Below are 24034 nucleotides of genomic sequence, written 5' to 3'. Positions count from 1 at the left end.
TCATGTATGTACTGGGCATCAGCCGGGTCCACGACTCGGCCGCGGCACTCGTGCGCGACGGCGAGATCGTCGCCTTCGCCGAGGAGGAACGCTTCACGCGCGTGAAGCACGACGGCGGCTTTCCCGCCGAGGCCATCAAATTCTGCCTGGAACGCGGCGGGATCACCCTCGGCGACGTGGACCACGTCGCCTACTACTGGCAGCGCTGGAAGGAAGGCATCCACGCGGCCAAGGTGTTCGCGCGCTACTTCCCCGGGACGCTGGAGGTCTTCCGCAACGCCAACGGCGACGAAGGCGGCAAGTCGGCGGGCATGGTCGACACCTTCCTGACCGGCGGCGGGAAGGGCCACGACGACTACCACGTCGGCGGCGCGGTCCTCGCGCACATCAAGCGGTCGTTCACGCTCGAAAAGGACGTCAAGGAAGCCGTCGGCTGGACCGGGCCGACGAAGTTCCGGACCCACCTCGTCGACCACCACCGCGCGCACGCGGCCAGCGGCTACTTCATCTCGCCGTGGGACGAGTCGGCCGTGCTCACCTTCGACGGCATCGGCAGCGACGGCACGGCGACCTACCTCGCCCACGGCCGCGGCAACCGGATCGTCGACCTGCGGCGGATCAAGTTCCCGCACTCGCTCGGCGCGATGTACGCCGGCGTCACCGGCTACCTCGGCTTCTACCCGACCCGCGACGAAGGCAAGATCATGGGCCTGGCGCCGTTCGGCGAGGACACCTACGTCGACGCGTTCAAGCAGCTCATCCACCTCGACGACGACGGCGGGTTCGAGCTGGATCTGTCCTGGTTCGGCCACCACCGCACCGGCAAGCACGTGATGTCGAAGAAGTTCACCGACACGTTCGGCCCGGCGCGGCCCAAAACCCGCGTCACCGCGGAGAACCCCGTGCCGCAGCACTACCGCGACATCGCCTACGCGCTGCAGGTGACGCTCGAAGAAGCGGGCCTGCACCTGGCGCGGTGGCTGCAGCGCGAGACCGGCTCGAAGCGGCTGTGCGTCGCCGGCGGTGTCGCGCTGAACAGCGTGATGAACGGCCGGATCCTGCTGGAAACGCCGTTCGAGGACTTCTTCGCCCAGCCCGCGGCGGCCGACGACGGCTGCGCGCTCGGCGCGGCACTGGACGTGTCGGTCGCCAAGTACGGCAAGCCGCGCCCGCGCGACGGCTACACCTACACCGGCCCCGACTACACCGAGGCCGAGATGGAGCTGGCGTTGCAGGACGCCGGCGTCGAGTACACGCGCGTCGACGACATCGCGGCGCACACCGCGGCGAAGGTGGCCGAAGGGCGGATCGTCGGCTGGGTGCAGGGCCGGATGGAGTGCGGGCCGCGAGCGCTGGGCAACCGGTCGCTGATCGCGGACCCGCGCGACCCGGAGTCGAAGACGCGGATGAACGAGAAGGTCAAGCACCGCGAGGCGTTCCGGCCGTTCGCGCCGTCGTGCCTGGTGGAGCGGGCGGGCGAGTACTTCGTCAGCGACTACCCGTCGCCGGTGATGCTGCTGGTGTTCGACGTGCTGCCCGACAAGCGGGCCGAGGTCCCGGCGATCACCCACGTCGACGGCACCGCGCGGGTGCAGACGGTCAGCCGGGCGGACAACCCGCTGTACTACCGGATGATCAGCGAGTTCGAGAAGCTGACGGGCGTGCCGATGGTCGTCAACACCTCGTTCAACGACAACAACGAGCCGATCGTGGCCAGCCCGGCCGACGCGATCGCGTGCTACCTGAAGACCGACGTCGACGCGCTGGCCCTCGGACCGTTCTGGGTGGAGAAGGAACTGTGACGCTCTTGGAATCGCCCGGCCTGGTCGCCGCCCTGTACCGGCGGCGGCAGTGGCTGTGGCTGGTCGCCGCCGTTCCGGCGGTGGTCACCACGCTGCTGATCATGGTGGTGCTGCCGCCGGACCAGACGCTGGACAACATCGGCGACTGGGCGTTCAAGCTGTGCCCGTTCGTCTTCGCGGTGCTGACGGTCTCGCTGTTCCCGCGCGGCCGGTTCGGGCCGGCGCTGATCGTGTTCGCGGTGTTCGGCTACATGTCCTATTTGGACACCGAGCTGGTGATGCGGGTGCAGGCGTTCGCGCGCTCCGCCGATGGCGACTTCCAGCCGGTCTACCAGTTCGAGCTGTTCGTGACGACGTTCATCGTGCTGTTCGGGCTGCTGGCCTACCGCCTCGGCGGCGGCCGGACGGCGAACGTGCTCAAGGTCGGGATCGCGTCGATCCTCGTGGTGATCTCGGGCGTGAACGACCTGACGTTCTGGGCGCTGAACGACGTCTGGGCGGCGGGTTCGAAGCCGACCGAGCTGAAGTGGGCGTCGCACATGATCGTGTTCCTCGGCGGCCCGCCGAGCGTGCCGGCGGCGGTGGCGTTCATGGCCGTGCACCTGGCGCTGGCGGCGATCGTGGTGGCGCTGCCGGTGGGGCGGTGGGTTTCGCTCAGAGTCCGCGGTTCACGGCCCGGAGTTTCGTGACGGCGGCCGCGTCGCCTTCGAAGCGGAGGTCGACGGCGTCGCGGCCGAACACGAAGAGCAGCAGGTCGACGGGCTCGCCGACGACGGTGACGGGGTCGGGCCCGGTCTTGACGGCGGCTTCGCGGCCATCCCCGGTGCGCAGGGTGACACCGACGGGAGACTTCCGGAGGTTGAGCTTGGCGGCCTGCCGAGCCGAATTCCAGGCGGCGGCGTCCCGCGTGGCATCGGCGGGCCGCGGCTGCCAGCCGGGTTGTGCGCGCCGGACGTCCTCGTGGTGGACGAGGAACTCGGCGGTGTTGGTCAGCTCGTCGAGCGGGCCGAGCGCGGTGGGCCAGAACTTCGACGGCCCGTTCCGGACCTGCTCGACCAGGCCGGCCCACGGCTTGGCGGCGTAGCGGTCCTGGACCTTCTGGGTGTAGCGGGCGAGGGCGGGCACGAGAATCCCGGGCGCGGCATCGAGCCGGTGTTCCCGCACGACGAGGTGCGCGGCCAGGTCCCGGGTGGTCCAGCCTTCGCACAACGTGGGCGCATCCGGCCCGAGGTCGTCGAGAAGCGCGCTCAGCGCCCGGCGTTCGTCAGCAGCGACACCCATGTGGCCGACGTTACCCGCTGGTAGGCCCGGCTGGCGACGGGAAGAGACCTCTGGCACGTGTCGTGTGAGCCGAGCCGTGGCACCAGCCCGCTAGTGGTGGAAGGCGGTCGCCTTGGCCGTGTCCTTCGGGTGGCCGCCGAACTCCTCCAGATCCGGCAGCAGCCGCTGCAGGTCCGCCAGCAGCAGGTCCGCCAGGTCGTGCGTGAAGCCGTTGCGGACCACGATCCGCAGCACCGCCAGGTCCGTCCGGTTCTCCGGGAACGTGTACGCCGGCACCAGCCAGCCGCGCTCCCGCAGCCGCCGGGACACGTCGAAGACGTCGAAGCCCGCGTCCGGGCGGGTCGTGAACGCGAACACCGGCAGCTGGTCGCCGCGGGTCAGCAGTGAGAACGGGCCCAGCTCGGCGATGCCGGACGACAAGTGCAGCGCCACGTCCCGGGAAGCCTGCTGCACCGCGCGAAACCCTTCGCGGCCCAGCCGGACGAACGTGTAGTACTGCGCCGCCACCTCGGCGCCCGGGCGGGAGAAGTTCAGCGCGAACGTCGGCATGTCGCCACCGAGGTAGTTGACGTTGAACACCAGTTCCGCGGGCAGCGCCGCCTGGTCGCGCCAGACCACCCAGCCGACGCCCGGGTACACGAGCCCGTACTTGTGGCCCGACGTGTTGATCGACGCCACCCGCGGCAGCCGGAAGTCCCACACCAGGTCCGGGTCGAGGAACGGCGCCACCATCGCGCCCGACGCGCCGTCGACGTGCATCGGGATGTCCCAGCCCGTGCGCCCGGCCAGTTCGTCCAGCGCCGCGGCGATCTCCGCCACCGGCTCGTAGCTGCCGTCGAACGTCGAGCCGAGGATCGCGACCACGCCGATCGTGTTCTCGTCACACCGCGCGACGGCCTCCTCCGCCGACAGGTGGTAGCGGTCGCCTTCCATCGGCACCAGCCGCGGCTCGACCTCCCAGTACTCGCAGAACTTCTCCCAGCAGACCTGGACGTTCACGCCCATCACCAGGTTCGGCTTCCCGGTGCGGCCGAGCTTCGACCACCGCCGCTTGAGCGCCATCCCGGCGAGCATGCACGCTTCCGACGATCCGGTCGTGGAGCAGCCCATGATGTCCGCCGGGTCGGGCGCGTGCCACAGGTCGGCGAGGATGTTCACGCAGCGCCGCTCCAGCTCGGCCGTCTGCGGGTACTCGTCCTTGTCGATCATGTTCTTGTCGACGCACTCGGCCATCAGCTCGCGCGCCTGCGGCTCCATCCACGTCGTGACGAACGTGGCGAGGTTGAGCCGTGCGTTGCCGTCGAGCATCAGCTCGTCGCGCACCAGCTGCAGCGCCGTGTCCGGGGGCAGCGGGTCGTCGGACAGGCGATCGTGCGGCGGCACGAGGCTCGCGGCCAAAGCCGGGTTCGCGCCGCCGTAGAGCGGGTTCGTGCCGCCGACGCGACCCGGGCGGTCGGCTTTCCCCTGATGCAGGACCATGCCGGAGACCGTACTGGCAACCACCGACGAAAAAGGGCCGTCCACGCGGAACGGCCCCTTTCGCGGGACGGGATCAGGCCTGCTGGGCCTGCCACATCCAGTGCGCCTCTTCCAGCGCGCGGGTGATCTCGATCAGCAGGTCCTGCGTGACGAGGTCGCTCTTGTCGGTCTCGTCGATGCGGGCCCGCAGCCGCTCGATCAGCTTCGCGAGGATGTCGACGATCGCGGCGACGGTCGACTCCACGGACTGCCAGTTGTCCGGGTAGTCCGGCGCGCCCGAGCTCTCGACGACGGTCTTGGCCTTGCCGTTCGGCGAGACGCCGATGGCGTTGGCGCGCTCGGCCACCTCGTCGACGTACTGGCGCGCGGTGTTGACCAGCTCGTCCAGCTGCAGGTGCGCGCTGCGGAAGTTCGATCCGACGACGTTCCAGTGCGCCTGCTTGGCGATGAGGGACAGGTCGATGAGGTCGACCAGCGTCGCCTGCAGGGCGTTGCCGGTGATCTCCTTGTCGGCCTCGGAAAGCGGGCTCTTGATCGGAGACTTGCTCATCTCGGGTGATCCTTTCCTCGGGCTCGTTCCAACGGTCTTCGGGGGTTCAGACAGTGGCGGAGAGCGCGACCTCGATGTTGCCGCGGGTCGCGTTCGAGTAGGGGCACACCTGGTGGGCCTGCTCGACCAGCCGGTCGGCCTGGGCTTGGTCGAGGCCCGGCAGCGAGACCTTCAGCGCGACGCCGAGGCCGAAGCCGACGTCCTGCTTGAGGACGCTGACCTCCGCGGTCACCGTCGAGTCGGGCAGCGGTACCTCGGCCTGCCGGGCGACGAGCTGCAGCGCGCTGTGGAAACAGGCCGAATAGCCGGCGGCGAAGAGCTGCTCCGGGTTGGTCTTGTCCCCGCCGGGGCCGCCCATCTCCTTCGGGATGGCCAGCGATTCGTCGATGACGCCGTCCGACGAGGTCACCTCGCCGTTGCGGCCGTCGCCGCGCGCCGTCGCCACCGCCGTGTAGATCGCCTGCCCCATGCTCAGCCTGCCTTCTGTCGCGGACGCTCACCGACGAGCGTCTCACTGAGCACAACATCCCGCACCCGCGGAACGGTGCCCCCACATGGCAGGCGTCACGTGGCTGGCTTACCCGGGCGCCACCGGGCGAAACGTCATGCGGCGTGCGTCACCGCGAATTCGGCGACCTGCCGCCCGATCAGGCGAAGCGTGCGGACGCTCTTTTCGTCCGACGCGCCGCCACCCTCGTCGAACTTGGTCTCGGCGGAGTTGATCGAACCACCCAGGGGGGTGGCCCAGCCGCGCAGCGCGTGCGTGATCGTGCGCAGCTGTTCGAGCGTCGTGACCGCCGCCTGCCAGCCGTACGCGACGGCGGCCAGGCCGACCGCGCGGCCGTGCAGGTAGGGACGGCGGTCGTCACGGAGGTCCTCGACGTAGTCCAGGGCGTTCTTCACCAGGCCGGACAGCGCGCCGTGGTAGCCCGGCGAGACGACGATGAGCCCGTCCGCCTGCCGCACGGCTTCGACGAGCGTGCTCGCGCGTTCGTCGCGGCCCGGCTCGCCGGCGTCGTAGAACGGCAGCACCAGTTCCGGCCCGCTGAGCATGCGGACCCGGACACCGACTTCCGCCGCGCCGGCGAGCGCGATCTGCAGCGCGCGTTCGGACTGGGAGCCCTCACGCAGCGAGCCGCCGATCCCGAGCACGTTGATCGTCCTGGCTGAAGTCACGTCTTTCAGGCTAACCCCTCTACTTAAGTGGATATCCAGAGTTTGGGACCGAGGCCCGCATCACAGCTGGACCTGTTACCTACTCGCAAGTAACTTTCGGGGCGGTACCGACGCTCAGGAGGCAACGATGGCGATCACGCTCCCGGTCCGCGTCCAGGCCGCGGCGTCCCAGCTCGCGTTCTGGCTGCCCGCGCCGCTGCGGCGGGTGCTCGCGGGGCCGCCGGTGCGCCGCGACGGCCAGGAACTCGCGCTCGACGCCCAGCTGCTGCTGCGGCTGCAGAAGATCGCCCGCGCCGAGCTGGTCCGCGGCTCGGTCGAGCAGTCGCGCGCGCTGCTCGACGAGGCCAGGCACCTGGTGAGCGGCAAGCCGATCGAGCCGGTTTCGGTGCGTGAGGTTTCCGTGCCGACGCCGGATCCGAGGAGTTCAGCGGAGCGCAGCGCCTCCGTTGGGGGCATGGACGGATTGCCGGCGACGTTGTACACGCCGGTGGGGCTGCCCGAGCCGTCGCCGCTGCTGGTGTTCTTCCACGGCGGCGGCTGGGTGATCGGCACCCGCGCGAGCCACGACAACGCCGCCCGCTTCCTCGCCAAGCACGCCGGGGTGCGGGTGCTGTCGGTCGAGTACCGGCTGGCCCCGGAGTTCCCGTTCCCGGCCGCGACGGAGGACGCGCTCGCGGCGTTCGAGTACGCCGTGGCGAAGGCGAGCGACCTCGGCGCCGACCCGGCGCGCATCGCGGTCGGCGGCGACAGCGCGGGCGGCAACCTCGCCGCCGTGACCGCCCAGCAGGCGGTGCGGCGCGGCGGGCCGGTCCCGGCGTTCCAGCTGCTGATCTACCCGGCGACGGACTTCGCGCGGCGGTACCGGTCGCAGGACCTGTTCGCCGAGGACCTGTTCCTCACCGACGTGCACATGAAGTGGTTCGAGGGCCATTACGTGCCGGAGGGCACGGACCTGACCGACCCGCGGCTCTCCCCGCTGCGCGCGGAGGACCTGAGCGGCCTGCCGCCGGCACTGGTCGTCACGGCCGGGTTCGATCCGCTGCGCGACGAAGGCGAGGCGTACGCGGAGAAGCTGCGGGAGGCGGGGGTCGAGGTGGCCCTGCGCCGGCACGAGGACCTGATCCACGGGTTCATCAACTTCACCGGGGTCGGCACCCGGTTCCGCGAGGCGCTGGCCGAGACGGCGGGCGCGCTGCGGCAGGGTCTGTCCAAACGGGACTGAAGGAACCGGAGCCCGGCGCGGAGGAATGTCCGCGGCCGGGCTCCGGGCCCCTGTTTCCCGTGGCCGTTACGACCCTGGAACCGGCGGCACCGGCAGCGGCGGGACCGGCAGCGGCGGGACGGGGAGCGAGCCGAGCAGGCCGCCCAGGATGCCGGTGACCGCGCCCAGCAGGGCCTTCAGGAGGTCGCTGACGATCTTCAGCGGGCCGGGCAGGTCCGGGATCGGCGGCAGCGGCAACGGCGGCAGCTGGCGCGGCTTCGCCGTCGGGTCGGCCAGCAGCCTGCTGGACTCGTCGGCGCGGCCCTTGGCGAGGCCGGCCAGCTGCTGGGTGTCGGTCTGGACCGTGTAGCGCTTTCCGGCCGCGATGTCCGCGAGCACCGGGCTCAGCCGCCCGAGGTCGGCGCGCGTGGCCCCGACGTCGCCCGCGTAGGCGACCTTGGTGAGGTCGTCCCGCATCTGGAGCACCTGCGCGGCGAGGGCCTGGGTGCCGGAGGAACCCTTGCCCCCGTCCTGGTTCGCCGACGCGATCCCCGCCGTCCCCACCGCCAGCAGACTGGCGGCGGCTACCAGGGCGATGGAACGCCCGAACTTGCCTTTCATTTCCTGTACCTCCTGCCTCGGGAGACCTGACGGGATAAATCGATACCCCCCGTGTCGGAGATCGGCCAGCCGATCACCGGTTAGGGACGATTTCTAACCCTTACGTGCCGGATCCGAAGGCGGCGAACTCGCCCGCATGTGATTAACGTCGAAACCTTGCCCGTCCCCCTGAAGATCATCTTGACCGATCCTCATCGTTACCACTGGTAGCGAGCGTCCACTTTGGAGCAGTTCGGTCACTCACGCGGGCGTAAACGGTGATCGTTTGGCTTCATCACTCCGTCGGACCGCGTGTCGAGACTGCTCCAGATGGGTCGCTCCGCAGCGCTCGCGCCGCCACCCACATGATTTCCCCCAGCTCGGGGCGGGAATGCGAGTTTAATTCCGGAAAAAGCGTTTCGGTGCTACAGCGGAAGGCTCGCCTCCAGGTGAGTCACGGCCCGATCCAGCACCACCAACGTGTCGGCCCCACCGCAGACCCACCCACCCCGGCGACACCGGCCAACCAGCGGCCCGGCCTTACAGCGGGAGGCCCGCCTCCAGGTGCGCCACCGCCCGATCCAGCACCACCAACGTGTCGACCCCCGGATCCGCCGCCGCGCCCAGGAACGCCGCCATGATCACGCCCACCACGGCGCCCGCCCAGTTGCGGACCTCGAAGTCGTCGCGCGCGCGGCCCGTGCGCTCCGCCGCCAGGCCGGCCAGCAGGTCGATGCCCTCCGCGAACTTGTCCATCACCGCCGTGCGCAGCTCCGGCTCTTGGAACACCAGCTGCTGGCGCTGACGTTCCTGCTCCCCCACCTCGCCCGTGAGCTGCTCGCGCATGACGTCCACAGTCGCCCGCAGGGCGGCCGTCGGGCTCAGCTCGGCCGGCTGGGCCAGCGCCGCCGCGATGAGCACCGGGTCGAACGGGTCGTACAGGACCGTCTCCTCCTTCGTCGGGAAGTACCGGAAGAAGGTGCTGGGCGAGATCTCCGCCGCGGCCGCGATCTGGTCCACCGTCGTCGCCGCGTAGCCCTGCTCCCGGAACAGCCGCAACGCGTGCCGCTGGATCGCGGCGCGCGTCCTGGCCTTCTTCCGTTCCCGCAACCCCGTTGGCTCACCCGGCGACGACGTCATGCTCCGATTCTCGCGGTTGCGTCCCGGCGGCCGTCCGGCCGGGCAGGAACAGCAGGGCCAGCAGTGCGCCGGTCACGCCGAGCCCGGCGCACACCCACAGCGTGGCCGCCATGCCGTCGGTGAACGCGGCCCGCGCGGACGCCGCGAGCGCGGGCAGGTGCAGCTTCGCCGCGACGGCGACCGCGGCCGGCGCGCTGCCCCGGACCGCATCGGCGACCGGCGCGGGCAGGCCCGCGACGGCCACGCCGTCGCGGTAGACGCCGTTGAGCACCGTGCCCAGCACCGCGACGCCGATCGTGCCGCCGACCTGGCGCAGCACCTGGATCAGCGCCGAGCCGGCGCCCGACCGGCCCTCGGTCAGCGCCCCCATCGCCATCGACATCAGCGGCGGCAGCGTGCACCCGGTCCCGAGACCGATCACGATCTCCCAGCCGACCGTGCCGCCGTAGCCGTCCGACGGCGAGGTCGCCGAGCCCCACGCCAGCCCGGCGGCGAGCAGCAGGAACCCGCCGGTGACGACCAGGCGCGCACCCACCGCGGTGACCAGCCGCTCGGCGATCTTCGCCGACACGAGCATCCCGCCGATCAGCGGCAGCAAGCGCAGCCCGGTCTGCAGCGCGTCGGCCCCCTGCACCGCCTGGAACAGCTGCGGCAGCACGAACATCAAGCCCATCAGCGCGAACGACGCCATCGTGGCGAGCACCGCGCCCCAGACGAACCGCGGCTCGCGGAACAGCGCGAGGTCGGTCAGCGGCGCGGCCACCCGCGTCTGCGTCCGGCAGAACACCGCCAGCAACGCCACGCCCAGCGCGATCAGGCCGTCCGTCACCGGGTCGGCCCAGCCGTGCTCGCCGGCGTTGACGAAGCCGTACGTGAGCGCGACCAGGCCGGCCGTCGACGACACGATGCCCGGGACGTCGATCGCGCCCCGGCCGGATCCGGGGGTGAGCGGGACAAGGAACAGCACCGCGAGCACGCCGGCCGCCGCCAGCGGGACGTTGATCAGGAACACCGAGCCCCACGTGAAGTGGTCGAGCAGCCAGCCGCCGAGCAGCGGCCCCAGCGGGATGCCGGCGAACGTCGCCATCACCCACGTCGTGAGCGCCTTCGCCCGCTCCTCCGGCGGGAACAGGATGTTCAGCAGCGAAAGCGAGAGCGGGATGAGGAACGCGGCCCCGGCACCGAGGCCGACCCGCGCGGCGATCAGCTCGGCCGGCGAGCCGGCGCAGGCACACCCCAGCGAGGCCAGCCCGAACACGCTCAGGGCGCCGAGCAGCAGTTTCTTCGGGCCGCACCGGTCGCCCAGCAGGCCCGCCGGCAGCAACAGCGCCGCCAGCGTGAGCGTGTACGCGTTGCCGAACCACTGCAGCTGCGTGGTGGTGGCGCCGAGGTCGACGGCGAGCGTCGGGACGGCGACGTTCAGCACGGTCAGGTCCAGGCCGACGGTCAGCAGGCTCACCGCGAGCGCCCCGAGCGCCCACCACCTGCGCGGGTAGAGCTTGGTCATAGCGACCCCCAATTGATATCTACTACCAAATGAGAGTAGCTCTCAAAATTCTCCGGCACCAGCCCTCGTAGCCCGGGAAATAACTTGCACGCGCGTACCACCTTGAGTTCTCATCGACGACGTGCCGCTGCAGCCTTACCGCCGGGTCCTCGCCGTTCCCCGCGTCCCGTCGACGATGACGCTGATGTTCCTGGCGCGGCTGCCGATGACCATGAACGGCGTGCTGATGACGCTGTACATCGTCACCGGCCTCGGCCGCGGCTACGGCGCCGCCGGCCTGGTCGGCGCCGGCGTCACCCTCGGGATGGCCGTCGGCGCGCCCGTGCTCGGCCGCTGCCTCGACCGGTACGGGCTGCGTCCGGTCGTCGCCGTCTGCGGGATCGGCACGACGCTGTTCTGGGTCGCCGCGCCCCACCTGCCCTACGAAGCACTGGCCGCGGTCGCCGTCCCGGCCGGCATGCTGTCCGTGCCGGCCGGCTCGCTGGCCCGGCAGGTCCTGGCCACGCTCGTCCCGGCCGAGGAGCGCCGTGCGGCGTACTCGCTCGACACGATCTCCATCGAAGCGACGTTCATGGTCGGCCCGGCGATCGGCATCGCGGCGATCACGACGCTGTCCCCGACCTTCACGCTCAGCGCGCTCGGTGTCCTGTTCGGCGTGACGGCGTTGCTGATCTGGCTCGTCGACCCGCCGATCCGCGAAGCGGCGGAGCCCGGCGTCGTCGCCGCCCGGCCGCCGCTGCGCAGCTGGCTCACCGGACGGCTGATGGCGACGCTGCTGGTCGCCGGCGGCGCGCTGTTCGTGCTGGTCGGCACCGAGCTGGCGACGCTGGCCGCGTTGCGCTCGAACGGCGACATCGGCGTGACCGGGCTGGTGATCGCGGTGATGTGTGCGGCGTCGATCACCGGCGGCATCGTGCACGGCGCGGTCAAGCGGTCGCTGCCGCAGGGCGTGCTGATGCTGCTGCTCGCGCTGCTCGTGATCCCGGTCGGGCTGGCCGACCGGCCGTGGTGGCTGCTGACGCTGGTGCTGATCCCGACGAACCTGGTCTGCGCGCCGACGCTGGCGGCGACCACCGAAACGGTCAGCCGCATCGCCCCGCCGCAGGTCCGCGGGGAAGCGATGGGGCTGCAGGACGCGGCGACGCGGCTCGGCCTGGCCCTGGGCAGCCCGGTGGTCGGCTTCGCGATCGACCACTCGAGCCCGGCGTGGGGCTTCGCCGCGGCGGGGGCCGGCGGCTTGGTGATCGCGTCCGCCGGGCTGCTGCACCGCCGGTCCCGCCGCCCGGACCCGGAACCGGTCCCGGCGCTGACCGGCCGCGGCTAGCGAGCCTGCCGCGGCCGGTCAGCCGCAGGCCGCGCGGAGGGCGTCGAGCTTCTTGACGTTGCGCTGCATCCACTGGGCCACGACGCCGGCGTCCTCGATGCGTTCCTTCTGCACCTCGACGTAGGAGTCGGCCATGCCGAGCAGCGCCTTCTTGACGTCCTGGTCCTGGACGTTCCCGGCCAGCTCGCGCAGCCGCTTCTCCTGTCTTCGGCGCGTGCCTTGAGCTTGGCCGGGTCGACCAGCGGGTTCAGGTCGGCCAAGCCCAGTGCCTCGGTGCACGCGCTCACCTTGTCCGCGGCGCGGCCGCCCTGGTCGACCGCGTCGCTGACCTGGTCGCACCCGGCCAGCAGCAGCCCGGCCGCGGCCAGCAGCGCGGCCGTCGTTCCCCGCCTCGTCATGGCGCCAAGGTACCGCCTCAGCCCTTGACGCAGACCACCTGCTTGAGGTGCGCGACCACTTCGACCAGGTCCGTCTGCGCCTGGATCACCGCGTCGATGTCCTTGTAGGCCGCGGGGATCTCGTCGACGACACCCGAGTCCTTCCGGCACTCGACACCGGCCGTCTGCGCCGCGAGGTCCTCGGCGCTGAACAGCTTCTTCGCCTTGGTACGCGACATCCGGCGGCCCGCGCCGTGCGACGCCGACCGGAACGACGAGTCGTTCCCGAGCCCGCGGACGATGTACGAACCGGTCCCCATGCTGCCCGGGATGATCCCGAGGTCACCCGATCCGGCGCGGATCGCGCCCTTGCGGGTGACGAGCACGTCGACGCCGTCGTAGGTCTCCTCGGCGACGTAGTTGTGGTGGCAGGAGATGGCGTCGTCGAAGGTGACGTGCGGCAGCTCGTCCCGGACCGCCTGCTTGACGAGCGCGACCATCGTGGCGCGGTTGCGCGCCGCGTAGTCCTGCGCCCAGAACAGGTCCCGCCGGTAGGCCGCCATCTCGGGCGTGCCGGCGACGAAGACGGCGAGGTCCCGGTCGGGCAGGTCGGCGTTGTGCGGCAGCTTGCGCGCGACGGCCATGTGCCGCTCGGCGAGCTCCTTGCCGATGTTGCGCGAGCCGGAGTGCAGCATCAGCCACACGCGGCCGTCGGCCTGGTCGAGGCACACCTCGATGAAGTGGTTCCCGCCGCCGAGGCTCCCGATCTGCCGCGCGGCCCGGTCGTGCAGGTCCTGGACGCCCTCGTGCAGGTGGCGGAAGCCGTCCCAGAAGGCGTCCCAGCCACCGACGCCGTGCACCTTGGCCGGGTTGACGGGCGTCTTGTGCAGCCCGAATCCGACCGGCACGGCGCTTTCGATGCGCCGGCGCAGCTTCCCGAGGTCGTCCGGCAGGTCCTTCGCGGTGAGCGACGTCCGGACAGCGCTCATCCCGCACCCGATGTCGACCCCGACGGCGGCGGGCGAGACGGCGTCGCGCATGGCGATGACGCTGCCGACGGTCGCTCCCTTGCCGTAGTGGACGTCGGGCATCACGGCGACGCCGTGCACCCACGGCAGGTTGGCGACGTTGTGCAGCTGCCGCATGGCCTGCTCTTCGACCGAAGCGGGATCAGCCCACATCCGGATCGGGACGCGCGCGCCGCCGACGGCGGTGTACATGGTTCCTCCCCTTGACTTGCTTGCCGGGCTTAGGATCCCGCTCGGCGCCGGATCGGACAAGGTGTTTTCGGATCGTCCACTGTGGATGACTCAGGTGAGCTTGGCGCCGACCAGCTCGATCAGCCGCAGGGCCGCCGCGCGGATCGTCCCCTCGGTGTCCGCCGCCGGGTCGTACGCCGCGAAGGTCGCGCTCACCACCGGCCAGCGGGCGCTGACCGCCTCGACGACGTCGCGGACCTCGGCCGCGTCGGGACCGCCGGGCACCGCGAACTCGTTGGCCCGGCCGGCGCGTTCGGCATCGTGCACGTCCAGGTCGACGTGCAGGTGCACCCGCCGCACGCGTGAGGGCAGCTCCGCGCGGGCGACCTCCGCCGCCCGGGCCGGGAGCAGGCGGATGGCGGACTCGTCCAGCACGGCCCGCTCCGCGGGGTCGAGGTCGCGCGCGCCCACCAGCAGGACCTGTTCGTCGGGGACCGGGCGGAACTCCGGGAGCGCCGCCGGGCAGCGGCCGGTCAGCATGGCGAGCGCCATGCCGTCGACGAAACCCGAGGTCGTCGTCTCGGGAGTGTTCAGGTCGCCGTGCGCGTCGAGCCACACCACCGCCAGGTCGTCGGACGCGGCCCACCCGGCCACGACGCCGACCGACGCGCCGCAGTTGCCGGCCAGCACGACCGGCGCGACACGGTCCGCGACCGCGCGCGTGACCTCGTCGGCGACCGCCCGCTGGACCTCGTCGTAGGACCCGTCCACGGTGACGACCTCGGCCCCCAGCCGACGGTCCGCGCCGTGGCGCAGCAGATCGGTGGGGCCGGCGCCCATCCGCCAATCGCGGCGGCCGGAGTCGGACGGGGCGAGGATCAACCGGGGCATCAGCCGAGTATCCCCCGCCGGGCGCCCGGAGCGCTCCGGGAGAATCAGCCGCCATGCGCCTGCTGCCCGGCCCCGGACCGGCCGCCCGGGGGATGGTCCCGGACGGCGAGCTGACCGCCGATCCGCACTACGCCGACCCCGAGCTGGCCGCTGCCGTCGCCGCCGCGCTCGCCGGAGACTGGCACCCCGCGGCCGGGCTCGTCGCCGCGCGGCACGGGGACTGGGACCGGCGCACCGCCGCGGTCGGCGCGCTCGCCACCGCCGCCACCACGGAACGGCAGTGGCTGCGCGACTGGCTCGCCGAACGGGACGGCGATCCCGACGCCACCGTCGTGCAGGCGGAGACCTTCGTCGCCCTGGCGTGGCAGCGGCGGGGCAGTGCGCGCGCCCGGCTCACCAGCAGGCAGCAGTTCGGACCCTTCTTCCAGTTGCTGGAACACGCCCGCGACACGGCCTGGAAGGCGGCCGGACTCGCCGAAGCCGACCCGACGCCGTGGGCGACCCTCGTCTCCGTCGCCACCGGGCTCGAGGTCCGCTACCAGCCCTTCGACGGGATCTGGTCCGGCCTGCTCGTCCGCGCGGCCGCCCACCGGCCCGGCCACGACCGCGCCCTGCGCTACTGGTGCCCGAAGTGGCACGGCACCGAAGAACGCTTGCTCGACTTCGCGTCCGGGGCGGCGGCGATGGCGCCGTCGTTGACGCCGATGCCCCTGCGGGCGGCTTTCGAGATGGCCATGGAGGGCAACCCGATCTGGCGCAGCCGGTACGTCCAGGAGGCCCTCGGCGCGGCGTTGCCCTGGCTGGACGGCGAAGGCGCCCAGCACCCGTGCACCCGGGAAGACCGCGGCTACGCCATCTACGCGCTGCACCACAACGGCCGCCACGACGAAGCCGTCGCGCAGTTCCGGCGGCTCGGCGGCCACGCCGACGGGTACGTCTGGCACTTCACGACCGACGTCAAGCGATCCACGGACCCCGTCAAGCAGTTCGCGGCCCTGCGCGCGCAGGCGTGCCGTCACGCGTCCCGGGACGCGTGACGGCTCCAGCGCGTCAGAGCTGTTGCGCGACCAGCTCCGCGATCTGCACCGCGTTCAGCGCCGCGCCCTTGCGCAGGTTGTCGTTCGAGATGAACAGCGCCAGGCCTCGGCCGCCTTCGACGCCCTGGTCCACCCGGATGCGGCCGACGTAGCTCGGGTCGTTGCCCGCCGCCTGCAGCGGGGTCGGGATCTCCGACAGCTCGACACCCGGCGCGTGGGTCAGCAGCTCCGTCGCGCGCTCGACCGAAAGCGGGCGCTCGAACTCCGCGTTCACCGAGATCGAGTGCCCCGAGAACACCGGCACGCGCACGCACGTGCAGGACACGCCGAGGCCCGGGATGCTCAGGATCTTGCGGCTCTCGTTGCGGAACTTCTTCTCCTCGTCCGTCTCCAGCTCACCATCGTCCACAATGGACCCGGCCATCGGCAGGACGTTGAACGCGATCGGGCGGACGTACTTCTCCGGCTTCGGGAACTCGATCGCCGCGCCGTCGTGCGTCAGCAGCGACGCGTGTTCCGCCGCCGCCTTCACCTGGCCCGCCAGCTCGTCCACGCCGGCCAGCCCGCTGCCGGACACCGCCTGGTACGTCGACGCCACCAGCCGGACCAGCCCGGCCTCGTCGTGCAGCGGCTTCAGCACCGGCATCGCCGCCATCGTCGTGCAGTTGGGGTTCGCGATGATCCCCTTGCGCGCCTCCTTGACGGCCTCCGGGTTGACCTCGCTGACGACCAGCGGCACGTCCGGGTCCATCCGGAACGCCGAGGAGTTGTCGATCACCGTGACGCCCGCCGCGGCGAACCGGGGCGCCTGCGCCTTCGAGGTCGACCCGCCCGCCGAGAACAGCGCGATGTCCAAACCGGACGGATCGGCCGTCGCCGCGTCCTCGACCGTGATTTCGGTGTCGCGCCACGGCAGCTTCGACCCCGCCGAGCGCGCCGAAGCGAAGTACCGCAGCTCGGCGACCGGGAACTCCCGCTCCGCCAGCAGCTTCCGCATCACCGCGCCGACCTGGCCGGTCGCGCCGACCACTCCGACCCGCAGCCCGTCCGCCATCAGCGACCACTCCCCGCGTAGACGACGGCTTCTTCGTCGCCGCCGAGTTCGAACGCCTCGTGGATCGCGCGCACGGCTTCGTCGAGCTGCGCGTCCCGGATCAGCACCGAGATGCGGATCTCCGAGGTGTTGATGATTTCGATGTTGACGCCGGCGTTGGCCAGCGCCTCGCAGAACGTCGCCGTGACACCCGGGTGCGAGCGCATCCCGGCGCCGACCAGCGACACCTTGCCGACGTGGTCGTCGTAGAGCACCGACTCGAAGCCGATCTCCGCCTTGACCTTCTCCAGCTCCTTGACCGCCTTGGCGCCATTGGCCTTCGACAGCGTGAACGTGATGTCGGTGCGGCCCGAGACGGTGCTGGACACGTTCTGCAGCACCATGTCGATGTCGATCTCGGCGTCGGCGATCACGCGGAAGATCCGGGCCGCGGCACCGGTGTGGTCCGGCACCCCGGTGACCGTGATCTTGGCTTCGGAGCGGTCGTGCGCCACACCGGTGATCAGGGCTTGTTCCACGGGGATCTCCTCGATAGAACCGGTCACCGTCGTGCCCGGCTTGTCACTGTAGGAAGAGCGGACTCGGATCGGCACGCCGTAGCGGCGCGCGTACTCGACCGAACGCAGGTGCAGGATCTTCGACCCGCTCGCGGCCAGCTCCAGCATCTCCTCGTACGGGATCGTGTCGAGCTTGCGCGCGTCCGGCACGATCCGCGGGTCGGCGGAGTACACACCGTCCACATCGGAGTAGATCTCGCAGACGTCGGCGTTCAGCGCCGCGGCCAGCGCGACGGCGGTCGTGTCCGAGCCGCCGCGGCCCAGCGTGGTGATGTCCTTGGTGTCCTGCGCGACGCCCTGGAAGCCCGCCACGAGCGCGATGTACCCCTGCTCGAGCGCCTCGGTGACGCGGCTCGGGGTCACGTCGATGATGCGCGCGTTGCCGTGCACCGACGTCGTGACGACGCCGGCCTGCGAACCGGTGAACGACCACGCCTCGGCGCCCTGTGCCGAGATCGCCATGGCGACCAGCGCGTTCGAGATGCGCTCACCGGCGGTGAGCAGCATGTCCATCTCCCGCTCCGGCGGCGCCGGGTTGACCTGCTGCGCCAGGTCGAGCAGCTCGTCGGTGGTGTCACCCATCGCCGAGCAGACCACGACCACGTCGTTGCCCGCCTTCTTCGTGGCGACGATCCGTTCCGCGACGCGCTTGATCCGGTCGGCACTTTCCAGCGACGATCCGCCGTACTTCTGGACCACGAGGGCCACGCCCGAACCTCCTCGACGGGCCGGGCGGCTCCCTGGTGGGCACCGGAGAGCCCCCGCGTCCCATGATTTGACCTGGAGCTTACCGGGGGTTGGACGGCCCGCCACCCTCTTGACGTGGGGCGGACCCCGTGGACGGGCGGCACGGAAGTAAATCTTCCGTAACGCCAACGAAATGCGCGGAGCCCTTCCTTCCGAGTGATGCAGCGCACTCCTCGCTATCGTCAGGATCATGCGAAAGCCGGCTGTGACGAGCGTCCCGATCGCGTCCCTGATGGCCGAACGCTGGAGCCCGCGGGCGCTGGACCCGTCCGGCGCGGTGACTCCGGACCAGGTGAGAGCGCTGCTGGAGGCGGCGCGCTGGGCACCGTCGTTCGGCAACACCCAGCCGGCGCGCTACCTGGTGGGCGTGCGCGGCACCCCGTCGTTCGACGCGATCCTGGCGACGCTCAACTCGGGCAACCAGGCGTGGGCGCACCGCGCGAGCCTGCTGCTGATCGGCGTGATGGTGACGACGAACGAGAAGGGCACGGTGCCGTACGCGGAGTACGGGCTGGGACTGGCGTCGGAGAACCTCGTGCTGCAGGCGGTGGAGCTGGGCCTGGTCGCGCACCAGATGGCGGGCTTCTCGCCGGACGCGGTGCGGGCGGCGTTCGGCCTTCCGGAGGACGCGGTGCCCCGGGTCGCCATCGCCGTGGGATCGCCGGCGCCGCCGGAGGTGCTCGGGGAGGACTGGCGGATCGAACGGGAGAAGGCCGAGCGGGTGCGGCTGCCGCTGGAGGAGTTCGCGTTCACCGGCGAGTGGGGCACGCCGGCGGTCTGAGCGTGCAACTCGCGTCACTGAAGCCGATCACGCGAAGCGCGCCGGCGAGGCAGGCCGGCGCGATGCCGAGCCTCAGGAAGCTCCACCCACCCGGCGGATGATCTTCGCCAGGATGCCCGACACCACGAGCCAGAACACCGCCGCGATGCCGTAGTTCACCAAGACGCGCAGCTTCTCGTCACTCGGTGTGAACAGATCGCTGAAGCCCAGCGCCAGGCTGTCCGCCCAGGACTTCACGAACGACACGATGCCGTTGTTCGGGTTGGCCGAGCCCACCGTGAAGATCACGTGGAGCACCAGCAGCGCCGCGAAGATCAACCCGAGCCAGCGGACGATCGACGCCACCAGCGAGGCCGCCCGGCCACCTGCGCCGCGCCAGTCGACCCGCGCCCGGCGGGACGCCCGCGTCTCCTCCGATGCCGACGAAGACGACGACTCTGCGTGCTCACCCATGCCCGCAGTTTCGCACGGCGACGAACCAATTGCTACCCACAGGTAACCCTCAGGAGAAGGTGCCCCGCTTCCCTCACGCACGGTTCCGTGGTTATGGTGAGGCTGTGGCGCGTGCTCTCCTGCTTCGCTGCCGCGACGGGGCCTGACCGGACCGGCTCCCCGTCGCGGGGCTTCGTGGTGCCGGTCGCACCCGTCGATCTGGAGACATCCCTTTCATGAGTTCGCGCATCCGCAAACCGTCCCGCCCGGCGCCCGCCGGCCAGCCCGCCTGGAACCCGCAGCGCGGCACGTCCATGCCGGTCCACCGCTACCGGCCGTGGTACGAGCTGGTCGAGAACATCGACCTGCCCGACCGCACCTGGCCCGACAAGCGCATCGAGCGCGCGCCGCTGTGGTGCGCCGTCGACCTGCGTGACGGCAACCAGGCCCTGATCGACCCGATGTCGCCCGCGCGCAAGCGCAAGTTCTTCGACCTGCTGGTCCGCATGGGCTACAAGGAGATCGAGGTCGGCTTCCCGGCCGCGTCGCAGACGGACTTCGACTTCGTCCGCGAGATCATCGAAGAAGGCGCCATCCCGGACGACGTCAGCATCCAGGTGCTGACCCAGTGCCGTCCCGAGCTGATCGAGCGGACGTTCGAGTCGCTCGACGGCGCGCCGCGGGCGATCGTCCACATCTACAACTCGACGTCGATCCTGCAGCGCCGCGTGGTGTTCCGCGAGGAGCGCGAGGGCATCAAGAAGATCGCGACGCAGGCCGCGGAAATGGTCGTCGAGCTGGCCGCCAAGCGGCCGGACACCGACTTCCGGTTCCAGTACTCGCCGGAGTCCTACACCGGCACCGAGCTGTCGTACGCGCTCGAGGTCTGCAACGCCGTCACCGACATCTGGCAGCCGACGCCCGAGAAGCCGGTGATCCTGAACCTGCCGGCGACCGTCGAGATGGCGACCCCGAACGTGTACGCCGACTCGATCGAGTGGATGAGCCGGAACCTGGCCCGCCGCGACTCGGTGATCCTGTCGCTGCACCCGCACAACGACCGCGGCACCGGCATCGCCGCCGCCGAGCTGGGCTACCAGGCCGGCGCGGACCGGATCGAGGGCTGCCTGTTCGGCAACGGCGAGCGCACCGGCAACGTCGACCTGGTCGCGCTGGGCATGAACCTCTACAGCCAGGGCATCGACCCGCAGATCGACTTCTCCGACATGGACGAGATCAAGCGGACGGTCGAGTACTGCAACCAGCTGCCGGTGCCCGAGCGCTCGCCGTGGGGCGGCGACCTGGTGTTCACCGCGTTCTCCGGCAGCCACCAGGACGCGATCAACAAGGGTCTCGACGCGCTGAAAGACGCCGCCGACAAGGCCGGCGTACCCGTCGAGGACCACCCGTGGGAGGTCCCGTACCTGCCGATCGACCCGAAGGACGTCGGCCGGACGTACGAGGCCGTCATCCGGGTGAACTCGCAGTCGGGCAAGGGCGGCGTCGCCTACATCATGAAGGCCGAGCACCAGCTCGACCTGCCGCGTCGGCTGCAGATCGAGTTCTCGAAGGTCATCCAGCGCTACACCGACTCCGAGGGCGGCGAGGTCGACCCGACGACGATGTGGAACGCGTTCGCGACCGAGTACCTGGAGCTGAACACGCCGCTGGAGCTGGTCCGCCAGCACATCCGCGACAACGGCGACGGCGAGTACGACATCACCGCGACCGTGCTGGTGGAAGGTGACGAGCACGAGGTCACCGGCCGCGGCAACGGCCCGATCGCGGCGTTCTTCGACGCGTTGAGCACGGTCGGCTTCGACCTGCGGCTGCTGGACTACAGCGAGCACACGCTCTCGCCGGGCGACGACGCGCGCGCGGCGTCGTACATCGAGTGCGCGATCTCGGACCGGGTGTTCTGGGGCATCGGCATCGACCCGTCGATCGTCACGGCGTCGCTGCGCGCGGTCGTGTCGGCGGTGAACCGCGCCAACCGGTGAAAGCCGAGCGGCTGGTCGCGCTGTTGTTCACGCTGCAACGGCGACGCAGCGCGACCGCCGCGGAGCTCGCCGCCGAACTGGGCGTCTCCGAACGGACGATGCACCGCGACCTGGCGGCCCTGCGCGACGCGGGCGTTCCACTGTGGACGGAACCGGGCCGCCACGGCGGCTTCCGCCTGGTCGACGGCTGGCGATCGGGGCTCGACGGCCTCACCGCGCGTGAGGCCGTCGCGCTGTTCGCGCTGGGGGTGCCGGAGGCGCTCGCCGGGCTGGGCCTGGACACGGCGGGCAGCGCGGCGCGGGCCAAGGTGTCGGCCGGGATGCCGGCCGAGCTGCGCGAACACGCCGCCCTGGTGGCCGGCCGGTTCCACCTCGACGCGCCGGGCTGGTTCGGCGGTCCCGACGAGCCTCCGGCGCTCGCGACGGTGGTGCGGGCGGTCTGGGCGCAGCGGCGCCTCTCGATCACCTACCGCCGCCGCGACAAGGTGGCCTCGCGGGAGCTGGAGCCGTTCGGCCTGGTGTTGAAGGCGGGCGTCTGGTACCTCGTGGCGCGCGTGGTGCCGGACGACGCGTTGCGCACGTACCGGGTGTCGCGGATCTTGAGCGCTTCGGCCGGCGACGTCGCGTTCGAGCGGCCGGCGGACTTCGACCTGGCCCAGTGGTGGCGGACGTCTTCGTCGGCGTTCGAGCAGGTCGCGCGGCCGTTGCGGGTCAAGGTCCGGCTGAGCGGCCTGGCCGTCCGCGAGCTGCGCCGGGTGTTCGGCGGTGAGCACCTGGCGGACACGGTGGTCTCGCTCGGCTCGCCCGACGCGGACGGCTGGGCCGAGGCCGAGCTCGCCCTGGAAGACGGCGAGATCGGCCTCGGCCAGCTGGTGGCGTTGAGCCCCGGCGTGGAGGTGCTGGAACCGGCGGAACTCCGGGCGGCCCTCGCCTCGATCGGCGCGGAGCTGGCCGCCCGCAACGCTCAGCGGTAGCCGGTCGTGTCCGCCGGTTTACCGGCGTCGGCCACCTCCGCGATGTACCGCCACGCGTCCGGACGGCTTCCGTCCACGTCGTCCACTTCGTACTCCTTCGCCAGCTGGCCGCTGCTCACCGTCCGGCCCGACCACCTCGCCCGATCGGGGTCCGAGGCCAGCGCCACCACCGTGCGGCCGCAGAACGTCGGGGACTCGGAGATCGCGAAGTGCGGCACCCGCTCGCACGCGTCGCGCCAGTTGTCCTCCGTGACCCCGTAGATGTCCAGCATCATCTCCGAACGCAGGTAGCCCGGCGTGAACGCCACCGCCGTCGCGCCGTGGGCCGCCAGCTCCGCCGCCTCGCCGATCGCCAGCAGGTGCGCCGACGCCTTCGCCACGTAGAAGGGCAGCGAAGTCCCTTCGCGGTACTTCGCGTTGTACTCCGCCGTGCCGTCGGTCAGCTCGACCAGCAGCCCGCCCGGCCGCTCGATCAGCCGCGGCAGCAGGAAGTGGCTGGTGATCAGGTGCGCGTCGATGCCGAGGCGGATCATCCGCAGGCCGGCGTCCAGGTCGTGCTCCCACACCGGCTTGCCCCAGCCGAGGTGCTTGTCGCCGCCCCAGAGGCCGTCGACCAGGATGTCGAGCGGGTCTATCCGCTTCGCCAGCGCCTCGACCTCCGCCGGCACCAGGTGGTCGACGCGGATCGCCTCCGCCCGGCCGCCCGCCTTCTCGACCAGCTCCGCGGTCTCCTCGATCGTCTCGGGCCGGTCCACTTCGGACCGCCCGGCGCGGGTCGACCGGCCGGTGACGTAGACGAAGGCACCCGCGCGGCCCAGCTCGACCGCGATCGCCCGGCTCGCGCCGCGCGTGCCGCCCGCGACCAGGGCGGTCTTTCCGGAAAGTGTGCTCATGCCGACCACGGTCGCGGCCAACCATGACAACTCCTGTCATGGTTTCCGCGGGATCACCGTTCCCCGGTCAGCTCGGCGACCTCCGCGCGCAGCTCGTCGATCACCTTGGCCACGGCCGGGCGCTGCCGCGCGCCGGTCCGGCACACCGCCTCCACCAGCCGCGCCGCCCGGATCCCGGCCAGCGGCCTGCCGACCAGCCCGCTGCCGCGACCGGTGTTCATCGTGTACCGCGGCAGCAGCGCGATCCCGTGCCCGGCCGCGACCAGCCGCTCGGTGATCCGGAAGTCGTTGATCCGCTGCACCACCACCGGCCGCACGCCGGTGCGGATGGTCAGCGAGCGCAGGACGTCGTCCACCGGGAAGCCGAAGTCGACGCTGATCCAGCGTTCGTCCGCCAGGTCGGCCAGCTCGACCCGCCGCCGGTTCGCCAGGCGGTGCCCGGCCGGGAGCGCGACGTCGAGCGGTTCGCGCAGCAGCGGCACGACGTCGAGGCGGCCGGAGTCGAACTCCGGCGCGTGCTCGTCCCGGTGCGCGACGACGACGTCGTAGTCCGCGACCAGGCCGGGCACCTCCGGCGGCGTCATGTCGACGTCGCGGACGTCGACCTCCAGGCCCTCGTACCCGGCGACGCGGGTGAGCAGGCCCGGTAGCAGCATCAGCCCGGCCGACTGGAAGATCGCGAGCCGCACCCGGCCGCGCGGCGCGCTGCGGTAGGTGTCCAGTTCGGACTCGGCGCGTTCGAGCGCCGCCAGCACCTCGTCGGCGCGGGCGACGAGCGCGCGGCCGGCGTCGGTCAGCCGCAGCCCCCGCCCGGCCGGTTCGGTCAGCGGCAGTCCGACCTCGCTCTGCAGCGCCCGCAGCTGCTGCGAAACCGCGGACGGCGTGCAGTGCAGCGCCCGCGCGGCCGCCGTGACGCTGCCGCGGTCGGCGAACTCCCGCAACGTGCGGAGACGACCCAGGTCCACGCGCCACAGCGTAGTTGAAGCACGGCTACAAGGTCCGTGCAGATAATCTCGCTGGTCCTTCACTGTT

General features: G+C 71.3%; 23 protein-coding genes and 1 pseudogene. 8 read left to right on the top strand and 16 right to left on the bottom strand.

The window, feature by feature from the left end; all coding sequences use genetic code 11:
* The first annotated feature begins 2 nt into the window (after nt 1–2).
* Entirely contained in the window at nt 3–1802 is a 1800-nt protein-coding gene (locus BT341_RS08470) for a carbamoyltransferase family protein (RefSeq protein WP_072475745.1), read from the top strand.
* Nucleotides 1799–2491: a hypothetical protein gene (locus BT341_RS08465; RefSeq protein WP_245804914.1), complete on the top strand. Its 693-nt coding sequence runs from the start codon at nt 1799–1801 to the stop codon at nt 2489–2491. Before BT341_RS08470 ends, BT341_RS08465 begins: the two co-directional genes overlap by 4 nt.
* On the opposite strand, the gene BT341_RS08460 is transcribed toward BT341_RS08465, so the two are convergent.
* From BT341_RS08460 to BT341_RS08440, 5 genes are all read right to left on the bottom strand, one after another.
* On the bottom strand, nt 2457–3083 hold the full coding sequence (locus BT341_RS08460; RefSeq protein ID WP_072475744.1) for a TIGR03085 family metal-binding protein: 627 nt from the start codon (nt 3081–3083) through the stop codon (nt 2457–2459). The genes BT341_RS08465 and BT341_RS08460 overlap by 35 nt on opposite strands.
* A gap of 90 nt (nt 3084–3173) precedes the next feature.
* The gene (gene gad, locus BT341_RS08455; protein ID WP_072475743.1) at nt 3174–4562 is read right to left on the bottom strand and encodes a glutamate decarboxylase; all 1389 of its coding nucleotides are present in this window, start codon (nt 4560–4562) and stop codon (nt 3174–3176) included.
* A 73-nt stretch (nt 4563–4635) separates the two neighbouring features.
* Nucleotides 4636–5112, bottom strand: coding sequence for a Dps family protein (locus tag BT341_RS08450; protein WP_072475742.1), 477 nt, complete (start codon nt 5110–5112; stop codon nt 4636–4638).
* Between the two features lie 46 nt (nt 5113–5158).
* Nucleotides 5159–5581, bottom strand: a complete 423-nt coding sequence (locus tag BT341_RS08445) for an organic hydroperoxide resistance protein (RefSeq protein WP_072475741.1) — start codon at nt 5579–5581, stop codon at nt 5159–5161.
* Nucleotides 5582–5715: 134 nt separating this feature from the next.
* Nucleotides 5716–6288: an NADPH-dependent FMN reductase gene (locus BT341_RS08440; protein ID WP_177328766.1), complete on the bottom strand. Its 573-nt coding sequence runs from the start codon at nt 6286–6288 to the stop codon at nt 5716–5718.
* Between the two features lie 127 nt (nt 6289–6415).
* Here BT341_RS08440 and BT341_RS08435 point away from each other — a divergent pair, with 127 nt between their 5' ends.
* Nucleotides 6416–7510, top strand: coding sequence for an alpha/beta hydrolase (locus BT341_RS08435; RefSeq protein WP_072475739.1), 1095 nt, complete (start codon nt 6416–6418; stop codon nt 7508–7510).
* A 66-nt stretch (nt 7511–7576) separates the two neighbouring features.
* Here the strand turns inward: BT341_RS08435 and BT341_RS08430 are convergent, their stop codons facing one another.
* From BT341_RS08430 to BT341_RS08420, 3 genes are all read right to left on the bottom strand, one after another.
* The gene (locus tag BT341_RS08430; protein WP_072475738.1) at nt 7577–8110 is read right to left on the bottom strand and encodes a hypothetical protein; all 534 of its coding nucleotides are present in this window, start codon (nt 8108–8110) and stop codon (nt 7577–7579) included.
* Between the two features lie 519 nt (nt 8111–8629).
* A complete protein-coding gene (locus BT341_RS08425) occupies nt 8630–9229 on the bottom strand; it encodes an acyl-CoA-like ligand-binding transcription factor (protein WP_177328765.1) in 600 nt (199 codons plus the stop codon).
* On the bottom strand, nt 9210–10736 hold the full coding sequence (locus tag BT341_RS08420; protein WP_245804913.1) for a DHA2 family efflux MFS transporter permease subunit: 1527 nt from the start codon (nt 10734–10736) through the stop codon (nt 9210–9212). Before BT341_RS08420 ends, BT341_RS08425 begins: the two co-directional genes overlap by 20 nt.
* A 184-nt stretch (nt 10737–10920) precedes the next feature.
* On the opposite strand from BT341_RS08420, the gene BT341_RS08415 reads away from it, so the two are divergent.
* Entirely contained in the window at nt 10921–12060 is a 1140-nt protein-coding gene (locus BT341_RS08415; protein ID WP_072481849.1) for an MFS transporter, read from the top strand.
* 18 nt (nt 12061–12078) lie between these two features.
* Here BT341_RS08415 and BT341_RS08410 read toward each other — a convergent pair.
* From BT341_RS08410 to BT341_RS08400, 3 genes and pseudogenes are all read right to left on the bottom strand, one after another.
* Nucleotides 12079–12458: pseudogene (locus tag BT341_RS08410) on the bottom strand (hypothetical protein).
* A 17-nt stretch (nt 12459–12475) separates the two neighbouring features.
* On the bottom strand, nt 12476–13657 hold the full coding sequence (locus tag BT341_RS08405) for an RtcB family protein (protein WP_072475737.1): 1182 nt from the start codon (nt 13655–13657) through the stop codon (nt 12476–12478).
* A 90-nt stretch (nt 13658–13747) separates the two neighbouring features.
* The gene (locus BT341_RS08400) at nt 13748–14527 is read right to left on the bottom strand and encodes an arginase family protein (RefSeq protein ID WP_072475736.1); all 780 of its coding nucleotides are present in this window, start codon (nt 14525–14527) and stop codon (nt 13748–13750) included.
* 53 nt (nt 14528–14580) lie between these two features.
* Between BT341_RS08400 and BT341_RS08395 the strand changes: the two genes are divergently transcribed.
* Complete coding sequence (locus BT341_RS08395; RefSeq protein ID WP_072475735.1) at nt 14581–15564, top strand: hypothetical protein; 984 nt, start codon at nt 14581–14583, stop codon at nt 15562–15564.
* Nucleotides 15565–15577: 13 nt separating this feature from the next.
* Here the strand turns inward: BT341_RS08395 and BT341_RS08390 are convergent, their stop codons facing one another.
* On the bottom strand, nt 15578–16618 hold the full coding sequence (locus BT341_RS08390) for an aspartate-semialdehyde dehydrogenase (RefSeq protein ID WP_072475734.1): 1041 nt from the start codon (nt 16616–16618) through the stop codon (nt 15578–15580).
* Complete coding sequence (locus tag BT341_RS08385) at nt 16618–17883, bottom strand: aspartate kinase (protein WP_072475733.1); 1266 nt, start codon at nt 17881–17883, stop codon at nt 16618–16620. The genes BT341_RS08390 and BT341_RS08385 overlap by 1 nt, the downstream gene beginning before the upstream one ends.
* 229 nt (nt 17884–18112) lie before the next feature.
* Here BT341_RS08385 and BT341_RS08380 point away from each other — a divergent pair, with 229 nt between their 5' ends.
* Nucleotides 18113–18703, top strand: a complete 591-nt coding sequence (locus tag BT341_RS08380; protein WP_072475732.1) for a nitroreductase family protein — start codon at nt 18113–18115, stop codon at nt 18701–18703.
* 72 nt (nt 18704–18775) lie between these two features.
* Here the strand turns inward: BT341_RS08380 and BT341_RS08375 are convergent, their stop codons facing one another.
* Nucleotides 18776–19156 carry a hypothetical protein gene (locus BT341_RS08375; RefSeq protein ID WP_072475731.1) on the bottom strand — a complete coding sequence of 127 codons (381 nt, stop codon included), beginning with the start codon at nt 19154–19156 and terminating at the stop codon, nt 18776–18778.
* 215 nt (nt 19157–19371) lie between these two features.
* Here BT341_RS08375 and leuA point away from each other — a divergent pair, with 215 nt between their 5' ends.
* Together leuA and BT341_RS08365 are read left to right on the top strand one after the other, a co-directional pair.
* Nucleotides 19372–21135: a 2-isopropylmalate synthase gene (leuA, locus tag BT341_RS08370; protein ID WP_072475730.1), complete on the top strand. Its 1764-nt coding sequence runs from the start codon at nt 19372–19374 to the stop codon at nt 21133–21135.
* On the top strand, nt 21132–22109 hold the full coding sequence (locus tag BT341_RS08365; RefSeq protein WP_072475729.1) for a helix-turn-helix transcriptional regulator: 978 nt from the start codon (nt 21132–21134) through the stop codon (nt 22107–22109). Before leuA ends, BT341_RS08365 begins: the two co-directional genes overlap by 4 nt.
* On the opposite strand, the gene BT341_RS08360 is transcribed toward BT341_RS08365, so the two are convergent.
* Both BT341_RS08360 and BT341_RS08355 read right to left on the bottom strand, forming a co-directional pair.
* The gene (locus tag BT341_RS08360; protein ID WP_072481848.1) at nt 22100–23002 is read right to left on the bottom strand and encodes an SDR family oxidoreductase; all 903 of its coding nucleotides are present in this window, start codon (nt 23000–23002) and stop codon (nt 22100–22102) included. The genes BT341_RS08365 and BT341_RS08360 overlap by 10 nt on opposite strands.
* Before the next feature lie 53 nt (nt 23003–23055).
* Nucleotides 23056–23967, bottom strand: a complete 912-nt coding sequence (locus BT341_RS08355) for a LysR family transcriptional regulator (RefSeq protein ID WP_072475728.1) — start codon at nt 23965–23967, stop codon at nt 23056–23058.
* Between the last annotated feature and the right edge of the window lie 67 nt (nt 23968–24034).

The sequence above is a fragment of the Amycolatopsis australiensis genome (genome assembly GCF_900119165.1).
Lineage (GTDB): Bacteria > Actinomycetota > Actinomycetes > Mycobacteriales > Pseudonocardiaceae > Amycolatopsis > Amycolatopsis australiensis.
The sequence above is the reverse complement of the archived record's forward strand: the minus strand, read 5'-3'. Positions and strand labels throughout refer to the sequence as shown.